This window comes from Paraburkholderia sp. J8-2, assembly GCF_905220195.1.
Taxonomy (GTDB): Bacteria; Pseudomonadota; Gammaproteobacteria; order Burkholderiales; family Burkholderiaceae; genus Paraburkholderia.
In genome coordinates this window covers 256565-270454 of sequence record NZ_CAJMZA010000004.1, presented here as the reverse complement: position 1 = coordinate 270454, position 13890 = coordinate 256565, and the positions used below count along the sequence as shown (strand labels likewise).

Sequence of the window (13890 nt, the reverse complement as noted above, 5' to 3'; positions counted from 1 at the left end):
TTCGGCGAGTTTTCGGGGCGGCGGCCCCGGTGTGGTCCTTCGCGGGACACGGCGCGCACGGCGCGCAGATAAGCGGACTTCGGTTCCTGCTGCGCGCCGCATGCCTCGCAGTCGAGGCGGGCGGCGCAGCAGGAGAGGGCGGCATGCGGTGTTCTGCAGCGCCCGTGGCGTGCGGCAAGCTTACACGCCCTGTTTCAGGCTCGCGCTGATGAAGGCGTCGAGATCGCCGTCGAGCACGGCCTTGGTGTTGCTGATTTCGACGTTGGTGCGCAGGTCCTTGATACGGCTGTTGTCGAGCACGTAAGAGCGGATCTGGTGGCCCCAGCCCACGTCCGACTTGCCCGCTTCGAGCTTGTCCTGTTCCGACTGGCGCTTGCGCATTTCGGCTTCGTACAGGCGCGATTTGAGCATGGCCATGGCTTCGGCGCGGTTGCGGTGCTGCGAGCGGTCGTTCTGGCACTGCACGACGATGCCCGACGGAACGTGCGTGATACGCACGGCGGAGTCGGTCTTGTTGATGTGCTGACCGCCCGCGCCCGAAGCGCGGTACGTGTCGATGCGCAGATCGGCCGGATTGACTTCGATCTCGAACGAATCGTCGATTTCCGGATACACGAACACCGACGAGAACGACGTATGACGCCCGCCCGACGAGTCGAACGGCGACTTGCGCACGAGGCGGTGAATGCCGGTTTCGGTGCGCAGGAACCCGTAGGCGTATTCGCCTTCGACCTTGATCGTCGCGCTCTTGATGCCGGCCACGTCGCCTTCGGACTCTTCGAGCACTTCGGTCTTGAAGCCCTTGCGTTCGCAGTAGCGCACGTACTGGCGCAGCAGCATGGAAGCCCAGTCGCACGCCTCGGTGCCGCCGGCGCCGGCCTGGATGTCGATGAACGCGTTGTTCGGGTCGGCCGGATTCGCGAACATGCGGCGGAACTCGACGTCGGCGACGCGTGCTTCGATCGCGTGAGTGTCGGTTTCGATGGCGACGAGCGTGTCCTCATCGCCTTCCTCGCGGGCCATCTCGAAGAGATCCTGCGTGTCGCGCGTGTCGTTCTCGATGCCGTCGAGCACGTGCACGACGCCCTCGAGCAGCTTCTTTTCCTTGCCGAGACCCTGGGCGTGCTTGGCGTCGTTCCAGACGTTGGGGTCTTCGAGTTCGCTGTTGACTTCGACGAGCCGTCGGGCTTTTACGTCGTAGTCAAAGATACCCCCGTAGCTCGCCCGCGCGCATGCGCAGGTCCGCCAAAAGGGCTTCGATCGCGTTGAGACGTTCCGCTTCCATTTGTGTCGTGATCCGGCGTGTAAAACATTGAATTATAGCCGATTGGACCCGGATCAAGGACGGCGCGGACCATCTGAGGGCCCGCGCCCACGCGCTCATGGCGGACTCAGAGCGCCGCGTGCTCCACGACGAGTTGCACGCGCGAGACGCCGTTCCAGGTGTCGCGCACGAGCCGGTAAGCGACCGTGGTGTGCTGCGGCAGCGACTCGGTGTGATTGAACCAGATCGCGTTGAAGCGCTGGCGCCCGCGCAGCAATTGCAGCTTGAGGTGCTTGTCTTTCACGAGCGCCTGCGAAGCCACTTCGAATTCTCCCGAAAACACGGGCGCCGGAAAGCCCTGGCCCCACACGGCGGCATCGAGCATCTCCACGAAATCGGGCGTGAAGTAGGCGTCTTCGAGATCGCCGTCGGTCTCGACGGTGCGGGCGAGCGCTTCTTCGGTGAGCCATTCGCGGCCCACGCGTTCGAACGCGGCGGCGAATCGCGGCACATCGGCGGCGGCGATCGTCATGCCCGCGGCCATGGCGTGGCCGCCGAACTTCTGGATCAGGCCCGGCTCGCGTTTGCTGATGAGATCGACGGCGTCGCGCAGATGGAAACCGGGGATCGAACGGCCCGAGCCTTTCACGAGTTCGCCGTCGTCGTCGGCCGGGGCGAAGGTGAACGAAGGGCGGTGAAAGCGCTCCTTCAGGCGCCCCGCGACGATGCCGATCACGCCCTGGTGCCAGCCTTCGTTGAACAGCGTGAGCGTCGCCTTGCCTTGCGGGTCGACATCGGCGAGATCGGCAAGCGCCTGCTGCTGCATGCCCGCCTCGATCTCGCGGCGCTCGCGGTTCATCGAGTCGAGCTGCTGGGCGAGTTCCCACGCGCGGCCCACGTCGTCGGTGGTCAGGCATTCGATGCCGAGCGACATGTCCGAAAGCCGGCCGGCTGCGTTCAGACGGGGCCCGAGCGCGAAACCGAAGTCAAAGCCCGACGCGCTTTTCGCGTCGCGCCCCGCAGCGCGAAAGAGCGCTGCGATGCCCGGCTGCATGCGGCCGTTGCGCACGCGCTGCAAGCCCTGCGCGACTAGCACGCGGTTGTTGCAGTCGAGCTTCACGACGTCGGCCACGGTGCCGAGCGCGACGAGATCGAGCAGGCCGTCGAGGCGCGGCTCGGGCTTGCCATCGCTGAACGCGCCGCGCTTGCGCAATTCCGCGCGCAGCGCGAGCAGCGTGTAGAACATGACGCCCACGCCCGCGATGCACTTGCTCGGAAACTCGCAACCCGGCTGGTTCGGATTGACGATGGCGCGCGCGTCGGGGAGCGTGTCGCCCGGCAGGTGGTGATCGGTCACGAGCACTTCGATGCCGAGCTCGTTGGCGGCTTCGACGCCTTCCACACTGGCGATGCCGTTGTCCACCGTGATCAGGACGTCGGGTGGCCCGCCTTTGCGTTGGGCGGCGAGCGCGACGATCTCGGGTGTGAGGCCGTAGCCATACTCGAAGCGGTTCGGCACCAGATAGTCGATCTGCGCGCCGAACATGCGCAGGCCGCGTACGGCCACGGCGCAGGCGGTTGCGCCGTCGCAGTCGTAGTCGGCGACCACGAGCATGCGGCAATCGGCTTCAAGCGCGTCGGCGAGCAGCGTGGCGGCCTCGTCGATGCCCTTCATGCCCGTGGGCGGAATCAGGCGCGCGAGTCCGGTTTCGATCTCGTCGGGCTGGCAGACGCCGCGCGAGGCGTAAAGGCGTGCGAGCACCGGATGCAGGCCGTGGCGCACGAGCGCTTCGGTGTCGGCGGGCGAGCAGGCGCGGGTGACGATTCGGGTCATGCGTGAGTGCGGAAGAAAGAGGTCATTCGGGGATCATTCGATAAAGAGCGACGCGAACAGACGGCGTCGCCAGAACTTGCGCAGATCGCCGCGCGTGATGGAGAGCGTGACCGAGCCGGTGTCGCCGCACAGCGTGAGGTCGAGCGCGGCGAGCGCGCCCGTTTGCAGCGCGGCGAGCGCGGGCGCGAACCAGTCGCGCTCCAGTTGCGCGAACGCGGCGTTCCAGCGGCCCCAGTCCTGCTGGATGAAGGCGGCTGAAAACGGATCGAGTTCGACGAGCGTCGCCCCCGTGCCCGAACCGTTGTTGAGCGAGGCTGCGAGCGCGGCGAAGGTCGCAGGCGCGGCACTGACTTCCGACTTCGCGGCGAGTGCCAGGCCACGTGTGGCGGCTGCGTCGGAGCGCACGCGTGCATAAGGGCTCGTGACCGGGCGCAGCTCGCCTTGCGCGTGGAACCAGATCGAATTGACGGCGGGCAGACCGCGCGCCTCGCGCGCCTCGTTCACAGGATGCTCGAACCACGCCATCTGCACTTCGTTCTGCACCTTCATCCACGCGCGCGAACGCTGGCCCGACTGGGCCTCGTGCGGCAGCCAGATCTCGATGTTGCGGCCGCTCGCGCGCAAGGGCGAAGCGCCCGCGAGCGTGCCGAACGCTTCTGAGGAGAGGTACCAGCGCTGCGGCGTCGGAGCCTCGACGCGCACGCCCAGCTCTTCGATCAGCGGGCGGGCGACGGTGTAGAGCGTGGCGGCGTCGGCGTCGGCGAGTTCGAGCGAGGCGGGGTCGATCAGCACCAGGTGGTCATGCGCGATGCGCACGTGCACGGGCTGCACGCATGCCCACGTGGCGTTGCCTGGCGTGCCGCCATCGGCGAGCAGCATGTAGGGCGCAAGGGGCGCTTCGTCGTCGGCGGCCGGCGCGGGTCTTGCGTCGTTTGCGTTCGCCGCACCGAGCGCGCCGAACTGGCGCGCAACCCAGCGCTCGTGCGGCAGCGTGCGCTGGAAGTCCTCGCCGATCACCTGCTCGCCGAGTGTCGCGCGCGCAACCAGTTTCGCGAGCGCCGGATATTCGAGGCCCGCGAGCGCCGTGGACGCGGCCGCAGCGGACGGCAAGGCAAAGGGGACGAGGAGATGGAGTCGGTCGGCGGGCATGATGGTGCGCATTGTACTTCGGCGCCTGGCACGCCGGGCGGCCCTCTGGCGTATCGCAACGGGCCGGCATCGCTCCGCTATGCTTGTGCTGCGGCACTTGTGGGCGAAATGCGGCTCGAAGGAGAGGGCGGGCAAACGCCCGCGGGCCGTGCGTGTCGCAGGCGCGCAAGTTTGTGCGAACGCCGGCGAAAGTCGGTCGAATGTCCGTGGAGGGGCGCCAGTATGGCAAACTTCGCGGTTGATCGCCGCCCGACCCGGCACGATATTGTTCGGGCGTCCGGCGCACTGGCCCCAGGGTCACCCAGGGTCAATACGCGCCGCCGGAGCGCAACGAAGACGCAAAAAGGATTCGCTTGAAACTTCCCTACGAATGGCAGATAGGCTGGCGCTACACCCGCGCTGGCAAACGCACGACCGGCAACGGGTTCATCTCGTTCATCGCGCTCATCTCGATGTCGGGCATCGCGCTCGGCGTCGCGGCGCTGATCGTCGTGCTCTCGGTGATGAACGGCTTCCAGCGCGACGTGCGCGACCGCATGCTCTCCGTGCTCGCGCACATCGAGATCTTTTCGCCCACGGGCACGATGCCAGACTGGCAGCTCACCGCGAAGGAAGCGAAGACCAATCCGGAAGTGATCGGCGCGGCGCCTTACGTGGACGCCCAGGCGCTGCTCACGCGCGGTGACAGCGTGAACGGCGTCGCGCTGCGCGGTATCGAGCCTTCCGAAGAGCCGCAGGTGTCGGACATCGGCAAGGAGATGAAGGCGGGCAGCCTGAACGACCTCACGCCCGGCAGCTTCGGTATCGTGCTCGGCGCCGATCTCGCCGTGAACCTTGGCGTGACTGTGGGCGACAAGGTCACACTCGTCGCGCCCGAGGGCTCGATCACACCGGCCGGCATGCTGCCGCGCCTGAAGCAGTTCACGGTGGTGGGCGTGTTCGAATCGGGCCACTACGAGTACGACAGCACGCTCGCGCTCACCAACATCCGCGACGCGGAAGTGCTGTATCGTCTTGGCGCGCCAAGCGGCGTGCGTCTGCGCCTGAAGGACATGCAACGCGCGCCGGCGGTGGCGCGCCAGCTCGTGCATACGCTCTCGGGCGACCTCTATATCCGCGACTGGACGCAGCAGAACAAGACCTGGTTCTCGGCCGTGCAGATCGAAAAACGCATGATGTTCATCATCCTCACGCTCATCATCGCGGTCGCGGCGTTCAATCTCGTTTCGTCTCTCGTCATGACCGTCACCAACAAGCAGGCCGATATCGCGATCCTGCGCACGCTCGGCGCGCAGCCGGGCTCGATCATGAAAATCTTCGTCGTGCAGGGCGTGACGATCGGCTTCGTGGGCACCGGCCTCGGCATTGCGCTCGGTTGCCTGATCGCATGGAGCATTCCATGGAGCGTGCCGGCGATCGAGCATCTGCTCGGCATCCAGTTCCTGCCGCCTTCGGTGTATTTCATCAGCGAGCTGCCTTCGGAACTCGTGGCTTCCGACGTGATCCGCATCGGCGTGATTGCGTTCGTGCTGTCCGCGCTCGCCACGCTCTATCCGAGCTGGCGTGCGGCCAAGGTTCGTCCTGCGGAGGCGCTGCGCTATGAATGACCGTCAATCGCTGATCGCCGCGGCCGGCGACTATCCGTACGTGCTCGAAGCGCACGGCGTCTCGAAGGTGTTCGGCCAGGGCGCGCTTGCCGTGCAGGTGCTGCACGACACCGATCTCAAAGTGAAGCGCGGTGAAAAGCTCGCCGTGGTGGGCGCGTCGGGTTCGGGCAAGAGCACGCTGCTGCACGTGCTGGGCGGGCTCGATGAGCCGGGCGCGGGCAAGGTCTCGGTGCTCGGCAAGCCGTTCACCGAGCTTTCCGAGCGCGAGCGCAACGAGTTGCGCAATCGCGCGCTCGGGTTCGTCTATCAGTTCCACCATCTGCTGCCCGAGTTTTCGGCGCTCGACAACGTGGCGATGCCGCTGCGCATTCGCCGCATGACGCAGGAAGACGCGCGCGCCGAGGCGATGCAGATCCTGGAGCGCGTGGGCCTCTCGCATCGTGCGCGCAACCGGCCGGGCGAGCTTTCGGGCGGTGAGCGCCAGCGCGTGGCGATCGCACGTGCGCTCGTGACGAAGCCCGCGTGCGTGCTCGCCGACGAGCCCACGGGCAACCTCGACGGCACGACGGCCGATACCGTCTTCAACCTGATGCTCGAACTTTCCGACCAGTTCGACACGAGCTTCGTGATCGTCACGCACGATCCCGACCTCGCGGCGCGCTGCGACCGCATTGTGCGTTTGCGCGACGGCATGCTGCACGAGGAACCGGTCGTCCCGGTCTGAGCTTTCCCGCGAGCGAGCGCCATGTGGATCGACACGCACTGCCATCTCGATGCCGCCGAGTTCGACGTTGACCGCGACGCGGTCGCGTCGGCGGCGCAAGCGGTGGGCGTGTCGCGCATCGTGATTCCGGCGGTCGCGCGCGAGAACTTCTCGACGGTTCGCGCGCTCGCGCACCGCACCGCGGGCGCGGTCTACGCGCTCGGCATCCATCCGCTCTATACGCCGCAGGCGCGCGACGAAGACCTCGAGGCGTTGCGCCGCGAGATCGAAGCGAGTCTCGACGATCCGCGTTTCGTTGGCATCGGCGAGATCGGGCTCGATTACTTCGTGCCGGGCCTCGACGACGCACGTCAGCAGCACTTCTACGACGCGCAGCTGCGCCTCGCGCGCGAGTTCGGCCTGCCGGCGATCTGCCACGTGCGCAAATCGCAGGATCAGGTGCTCAAGGGGCTGCGCCGCAACGGCGTGAAAAGCGGGATCGCGCATGCGTTCAACGGCAGTTTTCAGCAGGCGCGCGCGTTCATCGATCAAGGCATGCACCTGGGCTTCGGCGGCAATCTGACGTTCGAGCGCGCGCTGCAGATTCGCAGGCTCGCGCAGCAGTTGCCGCTCGAGGCAATCGTCATGGAAACCGACGCCCCCGATATCTCGCCAGCCTGGCTTTATCGCGAGCGCAACACACCCGACCAGGTGCCGCGCATCGGTGCCGTGCTTGCGGGCTTGCGCGGCTTGAGTCCCGCGGAACTTGCACTTGGCACGACGGCTAACGCTGCGGCCGCGCTGCCGCGGCTCGCGCTTTCGTCTGCATAATCGTTTCCAGGGTGGCGGGTACGGCGCGCGGTGTGCGCGGCGTGATTGTTGCGGTCGGCGCATGTTGCCCCCTCGTTGCGAGGAGGCAGGATGCGGGCGATATGGTGCGGGTTTGCGCTGGGCGTGATTGCCTTGCAGCGGCAGGCTGCGCTACCGGGGTGGGGCGCGTGGGTCGGGCTCGTTCTGGCAATCGTGCTTGCAACCGGGTGGGCGGTTTGGGGGCTCGGCGCCCATGCGCAGGCAGATGACCCACGGATGTTCGGCACGTTTGGCGACCAACGCTGGCGCACGGCGAGCGGCTGGGCGGCGGTGTGGCTCGCAGCAGGATGCGCAGGCTTCGGCTACGCGGCCTGGCGCGCCGAACTGCGGCTTGCACAGGCGCTTCCCGCCGCCTGGCAGACGCGCAATCTCGACGTCACTGGCTCTATCTCCAGCTTGCCTTCTTACGGCGAAAACGGCGCGAGCTTCCTCTTTCGCGTTGAATCCTGGGGGCTGCACGAAGAAACACACAAAGCCACGTCACGGCTGCCGCAATTGATCCAGTTGTCCTGGGTGGCGCGCGAAGCGCCGCTGCCGCCGCTCGTGCCCGGCGCGCGCTGGCGCCTTGCCGTGCGGCTCAAACGGCCGCACGGCAATGGCAACTTCGGTCTGCGCGACACGGAGGCCACACTGCTCGCGCGCGGCGTGCGCGCAACCGGCTATGTGAGCGATCCGGCGCGGGCTGTGCGATTGCCCGTCGACGCCTCCGGTGTCGGCGTGCGCATCGAACGGGCGCGCGCGGCGCTGCGTGCGCGCATCGACGCGGTGCTCGGCGATGCGCCGCATCGCGGCATCGTTATCGCGCTCGCGACAGGCGCGCAGGACGCGGTCAGCGACGCGGACTGGCGTCTCATGCGCAATACGGGCACGAGCCATCTGGTGGCGATTTCCGGGCTGCATCTTGCGTTCGTCGCGGGGCTCGCGGGGTGGGTCGTCGGTGCGATGTGGCGGCGCGCGCGCTGGCGCGGCGTCGAGGCGCCGCTCTTTGTGCCCGCGCAGAAGGTTGCCGTTGCGGGCGCGTTGCTCGCGGCGGGCATCTATGCGGCGCTCGCCGGCTTCAACGTGCCGGTGCAGCGAGCGCTCTGGATGCTGGCGGTCGTGGCCCTCGCGCTATTCGCCGGGCGCGAAGTCGCGCGCTCGCACGTGCTGGCGTGGGCGCTTGGGCTTGTCCTGCTGCGCGATCCATGGGCAGTGACGGCCGCCGGCTTCTGGCTCTCGTTCTGCGCGGTCGGGGCGATTCTGTTCGCGGCGAGCGGCGTGCCCCGTTTGTACAGGGAAGCGCCACAGGATTTATCGGCTGACGAGATCGATCCGATGCGCGACCGAGCCGAACCACCCGCAGAGCCACCCGCGCGCGACCGCTGGCTTCGGCGTCTCGCCGCCATGGCCTTACCGCGAGGCGGCTGGCGTGAGGCGATGCGACGCATTGCCTCGCGCGTGGGCGATAGCGCTCGCGTGCAATGGGCCGTCACCCTGGCGCTCGCGCCGCTCACGGCTTACTGGTTCGCGCAGATCCCGCTAATCGGACCGTTCGCCAATGCGTTTGCCATTCCCTGGGTGAGCATGCTTGTCACGCCACTGGTCATCGGGAGCGCGGCGCTACCCGCACCAATCGACGCGTTCGCGCTACGCGTGGCGCATAGCTGCCTCGACGGGTTGGCCGCAACGCTGGGCGCACTCGAAGGCCTGCCGTGGGCGGTACTGCGATTGCCGCAACCCGGAGCGTGGCCGCTCGCCTGCGCGGCCGTGGGCGTCGCCTGGTGTCTTGCGCCGCGCGGCTGGCCGCTGCGCTGGCTCGCGCCGTTCACGTGGCTGCCGTTACTGGTGCCCGCGCCCACAGGGCCGCCGCCGGGCGCTTTCCGGCTCACCGCGCTCGACATCGGGCAGGGTGCGTCGGTGCTGGTCGAAACCGCGCATCATCGCGTGCTTTTCGACGCGGGCCCAGGGCCCGAATCGACGCAGGCGGGCGAGCGCATTGTCGTACCGTATCTGCAGGCGCATGGCATAGGGCACCTCGACGCGCTGATGATCAGCCACGACGATTCCGATCATTCCGGCGGCGCGCAAGCCGTGCTCGATGCCGTTGATGTGGGGCAATTCGTGGCAGGCATTCTGCCCGCGCATCCGCTCTGGGCGAGCGCGCGCGCAAAGGGCGCGCAGACCGTGCAGTGCGCCGCCGGCCAGCGCTGGCGGTGGGACGGCGTCGACTTCGAGGTGCTGTGGCCCGATCCCGGGCCGCTCGCGGGCAAACCCAATGCGCATTGCTGCGTCCTGCGGGTGACAACGGCGGCGAGCGCCGCGCGCGAAACCCAGGCGGGCCCGGTTTCCGCGCTGGTCGCCACCGACATCGAAGCGGGGGTCGAGCGTACGCTGCTTGCGCGCGACCCTGCGCGGCTGCGCGCGCAGGTGCTCGTCGTGCCGCACCACGGCAGCCGAACCTCGTCGACTGAACCGTTCCTCGACTCTGCCCGGCCGCTCGTCGCGATATTTCAGGTAGGCTATCTGAACCGCTTTCATCACCCGCATCCGGGTGTCTACGCGCGCTACGCGGCCCGTCACATCGTGCTCGCGCGCAGCGACGCCCACGGTGCCGTGCGCGTCGAGGCAGGACCCGGCGCGCTCGCCGTGGAGCGCTATCGCGATACACAGCGGCGCTACTGGATGGACCCGCCCACGCAGGACTGACGCGCCCGGGCCGGCAGAGGCAGGGACGCACGCGCGATCGACGAAAGAGATCAACAAAATAGAGAGACAAGCCGCCTTTGAAAAACGTCATCCATTTCTCGCACGCAAACGGCTTTCCGGCCTCGATCTATCGCACGTTCTTCGCCGAACTGGGCGATAACTACGAACTGCGTTACATCGAGCGCATCGGGCACGACGCGCGCTTTCCCGTCACGCGCGACTGGCCGCATCTCGTCGAACAACTGCTCGACGACATTGGCCGCACCTACGAGGAACCCGTATGGCTCGTCGGCCATTCGCTCGGCGGCTACCTCTCTCTTATGGCCGCGCTGAAAAAGCCGCAATGGGTCAAAGGCGTCGTGATGCTCGATTCGCCGGTGATCGCGGGCTGGCGCAGCAGCATGCTGCGGGTTTCGCAGTGGACCGGCCTCGACGAACGGCTTTCACCGGCCGCCGCCACGCGCACGCGCCGCACGAACTGGGCGAGCCGCGACGAGGCCTGGCGGCATTTCCATTCGAAGGCGGCGTTCGCGCGCTGGGACGAGCGTGTGCTGTCCGACTATGTCGACTTCGGCATTCCTCAGACCTCGGTTGACGGCGGCCGCACGCTCGCCTTCGACCGCCAGACCGAATACATGATCTACCGCACGCTGCCGCATACGCTCGGCGCGCGGCTCGCGCACGGCTCGCCCGTGCCGGTGAGCTTCGTCGCGGGCACGCAGTCGCGCGAAGTCCGCCAGGTCGGGCTTGCGGCAACCCGGCGCATTGCGGGCGAGCGTTTTGAGTGGATCGAGGGCAGTCATCTGTACCCCATGGAGCGTCCGATCGAGACCGCGCGCGCGGTGCAGCGCATGCTTTACGCCATGGAAAACGGAGCCTGAGCGCCGGCTTTCCGGCGCTGTTGCTTGCGGGGCAGGGGAGCACGCAGGGCGACACACTACGCCTCGCATTCGACCCACATTCGGCCCGCTCAAAATTCAGGGTTAGCCCTTGCTTTCAGGTATAATCCGTTTTTCCCGCGAGCATTCAGCGATGACCAAATATGTTTTCGTCACCGGCGGCGTAGTTTCGTCCCTTGGCAAGGGTATTGCCGCCGCCTCCCTCGCCGCGATCCTCGAATCGCGCGGTCTGAAAGTCACCCTCCTCAAGCTCGATCCCTACATCAACGTCGACCCCGGCACGATGAGCCCGTTTCAGCACGGCGAAGTGTTCGTGACGGAAGACGGAGCGGAAACCGACCTCGACCTCGGCCACTATGAGCGCTTCATCACCACGAAGATGCGCAAGGCCAACAACTTCACCACGGGCCAGATCTACGAATCGGTGATCCGCAAGGAACGCCGCGGCGACTATCTGGGCAAGACCGTGCAGGTCATTCCGCACATCACGAACGAAATCCAGGCGTTCGTCGAACGCGGCGCCGCATCGGCGACGTGTGGCGAGCCGGACGTCGCGATCGTCGAAGTGGGCGGCACGGTGGGCGACATTGAATCGCTGCCGTTCCTCGAGGCCGCGCGTCAGATGAGCCTGCGCCTTGGCCGCAACAGCGCGTGCTTCGTGCACCTCACGCTCGTGCCGTTCATCGCCACGGCGGGTGAGCTCAAGACCAAGCCCACGCAGCACAGCGTGCAGAAGCTGCGCGAAATCGGTATCTATCCGAACGTGCTGCTGTGCCGCGCCGACCGCCGTATTCCCGACGACGAACGCGCGAAGATCTCGATGTTCTCGAACGTGCCCGAAGACGCCGTGATCTCGGTGTGGGACGCCGACAGCATCTACAAGATTCCGCAGATGCTGCACGACCAGGGTCTCGACTCGATCGTCTGCGACGAGCTGAAGCTTTCCGCCAAGCCCGCCGATCTGTCGATCTGGTCGGAAATGGTCGAGAAGCTCGAGCATCCGAAGCACGAAGTCACGATCGGTATGGTCGGCAAGTACGTCGACCTCACCGAGTCGTACAAGTCGCTCATCGAAGCGCTGCGCCACGCGTCGATCAAGACGTCGGCGAAGGTGAACATCGAGTACATCGACTCCGAGCAGATCGACGAAGAGGGTGTCGAGAGCCTCAAGCATCTCGACGCGATCCTCGTGCCGGGCGGTTTCGGCCGTCGTGGCACCGAAGGCAAGATCAAGGCGATTCAGTACGCTCGCGAAGCGAAGGTGCCGTACCTCGGCATCTGCCTAGGCATGCAGCTCGCCGTGATCGAATTCGCGCGCGACGTGGTGGGACTGAAGCACGCGAACAGCACGGAATTCGATCCGGACACGCCCGACCGCGTCGTCGCGCTCATCACCGAATGGGCCGACCGCGAAGGCAAGGTCGAGAAGCGCACCGAAGACTCCGACCTCGGCGGCACGATGCGCCTCGGCTCGCAGCGCTGCCCGATCAAGCCCGGCACGCTCGCGGCGGAAATCTATGGCAAGGATGTGAACGAGCGTCACCGTCACCGTTATGAAGTCAATAACGGCTACGTGCCCAAGCTCGAGGCGAACGGCCTTATCATCAGCGCCCGTACGCCGTCGGAAGATCTGCCGGAAATGATGGAACTGCCGCGCGACATGCACCCGTGGTTCGTCGGCGTCCAGTTCCACCCGGAATTCACGTCCACGCCGCGTGACGGCCATCCGCTCTTCAAGGCGTATGTCGAAGCGGCAGTCGCGCACCATGAGGCGCGCGCCGAGGAGAAAGCATGAATCTGTGCGGTTTCGAGGTCGGTCTCGACAAGCCGTTTTTCCTGATCGCAGGCACCTGTGTCGTCGAATCTGAACAGATGACGATCGACACGGCGGGCCGCCTGAAGGAAATCACGTCGAAGCTCGGTATCCCGTTCATCTACAAGTCGTCCTACGACAAGGCCAATCGTTCGAGCGGCAAGTCGTTTCGCGGCCTCGGGATGGACGAGGGCCTGCGCATCCTCTCCGAAGTGAAGCGCCAGCTCGGTCTGCCCGTGCTGACCGACGTGCACTCGGAAGAAGAGATCGGGCCCGTGGCGTCGGTCGTGGACGTGCTGCAAACGCCTGCGTTCCTGTGCCGCCAGACCGACTTCATCCACGCGTGCGCGCGCTCGGGCAAGCCGGTCAACATCAAGAAAGGCCAGTTCCTCGCGCCGCACGACATGAAGAACGTGATCGACAAGGCGCGCGAAGCCGCGCGTGAGGCGGGTCTTTCCGAAGACCGCTTCTTCGCCTGCGAACGCGGTGTTTCGTTCGGTTACAACAACCTCGTCTCGGACATGCGTTCGCTCGCTATCATGCGCGAGACCGGCGCACCGGTCGTGATGGACGTGACCCACTCGGTGCAGTTGCCGGGCGGGCAGGGCACGAGCTCGGGCGGTCAGCGCGAATTCGTGCCGGTGCTTGCGCGCGCGGCCGTTGCCACGGGCGTGGCGGGTCTCTTCATGGAGACGCACCCGAACCCTGCGCAGGCCAAGTCCGACGGTCCGAACGCCGTGCCGCTGAACCGCATGGCCGATCTGCTCGAAACCCTCGTGACGCTCGACCAGGCGGTCAAGCGCACGCCGTTCCTCGAGAGCGACTTCAGCTGAGTTGGGAATTACGTAGTACGGCGCGCCGCTTCGATTGCATGAGCGGCGCGATGGAGGAGCAGCGCGGCGCAGGACCGCGCGCATGGCAAATGTCACGTAACGACATCATGCTGTGCGCAGCGGCGCCAACGCACCGCGTTCGATGTACAAGGCAGCGTGGCAGCGTCTCGGTCACTGGAGCGTGACCGACGCGCTGCGGCAAGTTGAACCTGGCGAGCACGCAGCCTGTCCCA

Annotated in this window: 10 protein-coding genes; 7 read left to right on the top strand and 3 right to left on the bottom strand. The window is 66.6% G+C overall.

Going from position 1 to position 13890, the window contains the following annotated elements; genetic code table 11:
* Positions 1-180 precede the first annotated feature (180 nt).
* The 3 genes from prfB to U5A52_RS12495 form a co-directional block, all read right to left on the bottom strand.
* A protein-coding gene (gene prfB, locus U5A52_RS12505; RefSeq protein ID WP_321908951.1) for a peptide chain release factor 2 occupies positions 181-1285 on the bottom strand; the annotation gives its coding sequence in 2 pieces (ribosomal slippage) (positions 181-1203 and positions 1205-1285; 1104 coding nt in all).
* Positions 1286-1391: 106 nt separating this feature from the next.
* Positions 1392-3098 carry a single-stranded-DNA-specific exonuclease RecJ gene (gene recJ / locus U5A52_RS12500; RefSeq protein ID WP_321934907.1) on the bottom strand — a complete coding sequence of 569 codons (1707 nt, stop codon included), beginning with the start codon at positions 3096-3098 and terminating at the stop codon, positions 1392-1394.
* A gap of 33 nt (positions 3099-3131) precedes the next feature.
* Entirely contained in the window at positions 3132-4259 is a 1128-nt protein-coding gene (locus U5A52_RS12495) for a regulator (protein WP_321908949.1), read from the bottom strand.
* A gap of 341 nt (positions 4260-4600) precedes the next feature.
* On the opposite strand from U5A52_RS12495, the gene U5A52_RS12490 reads away from it, so the two are divergent.
* The 7 genes from U5A52_RS12490 (at position 4601) to kdsA (ending at position 13657) form a co-directional block, all read left to right on the top strand.
* A complete protein-coding gene (locus tag U5A52_RS12490) occupies positions 4601-5854 on the top strand; it encodes a lipoprotein-releasing ABC transporter permease subunit (protein WP_321908947.1) in 1254 nt (417 codons plus the stop codon).
* On the top strand, positions 5847-6578 hold the full coding sequence (lolD, locus tag U5A52_RS12485; RefSeq protein WP_321908945.1) for a lipoprotein-releasing ABC transporter ATP-binding protein LolD: 732 nt from the start codon (positions 5847-5849) through the stop codon (positions 6576-6578). Before U5A52_RS12490 ends, lolD begins: the two co-directional genes overlap by 8 nt.
* 21 nt (positions 6579-6599) lie before the next feature.
* Entirely contained in the window at positions 6600-7388 is a 789-nt protein-coding gene (locus tag U5A52_RS12480; protein WP_321908944.1) for a TatD family hydrolase, read from the top strand.
* A gap of 90 nt (positions 7389-7478) precedes the next feature.
* Entirely contained in the window at positions 7479-10112 is a 2634-nt protein-coding gene (locus tag U5A52_RS12475) for a ComEC/Rec2 family competence protein (protein WP_321934906.1), read from the top strand.
* A gap of 77 nt (positions 10113-10189) precedes the next feature.
* On the top strand, positions 10190-10993 hold the full coding sequence (locus U5A52_RS12470; protein ID WP_321908941.1) for an alpha/beta hydrolase: 804 nt from the start codon (positions 10190-10192) through the stop codon (positions 10991-10993).
* Between the two features lie 151 nt (positions 10994-11144).
* Complete coding sequence (locus U5A52_RS12465; protein WP_321908940.1) at positions 11145-12806, top strand: CTP synthase; 1662 nt, start codon at positions 11145-11147, stop codon at positions 12804-12806.
* Positions 12803-13657: a 3-deoxy-8-phosphooctulonate synthase gene (kdsA, locus tag U5A52_RS12460; RefSeq protein ID WP_321934905.1), complete on the top strand. Its 855-nt coding sequence runs from the start codon at positions 12803-12805 to the stop codon at positions 13655-13657. The genes U5A52_RS12465 and kdsA overlap by 4 nt, the downstream gene beginning before the upstream one ends.
* Positions 13658-13890 lie beyond the last annotated feature (233 nt).

What these genes read in the sequence shown, in the direction of transcription:
- U5A52_RS12495 (WP_321908949.1), bottom strand. Translation starts at nt 4,259, where the DNA reads ATGCGCACCATCATGCCCGCCGACCGACTCCATCTCCTCGTCCCCTTT.
- recJ (WP_321934907.1), bottom strand. Translation starts at nt 3,098, where the DNA reads ATGACCCGAATCGTCACCCGCGCCTGCTCGCCCGCCGACACCGAAGCG.
- U5A52_RS12475 (WP_321934906.1), top strand. Translation starts at nt 7,479, where the DNA reads ATGCGGGCGATATGGTGCGGGTTTGCGCTGGGCGTGATTGCCTTGCAG.
- U5A52_RS12480 (WP_321908944.1), top strand. Translation starts at nt 6,600, where the DNA reads ATGTGGATCGACACGCACTGCCATCTCGATGCCGCCGAGTTCGACGTT.
- lolD (WP_321908945.1), top strand. Translation starts at nt 5,847, where the DNA reads ATGAATGACCGTCAATCGCTGATCGCCGCGGCCGGCGACTATCCGTAC.
- kdsA (WP_321934905.1), top strand. Translation starts at nt 12,803, where the DNA reads ATGAATCTGTGCGGTTTCGAGGTCGGTCTCGACAAGCCGTTTTTCCTG.
- U5A52_RS12465 (WP_321908940.1), top strand. Translation starts at nt 11,145, where the DNA reads ATGACCAAATATGTTTTCGTCACCGGCGGCGTAGTTTCGTCCCTTGGC.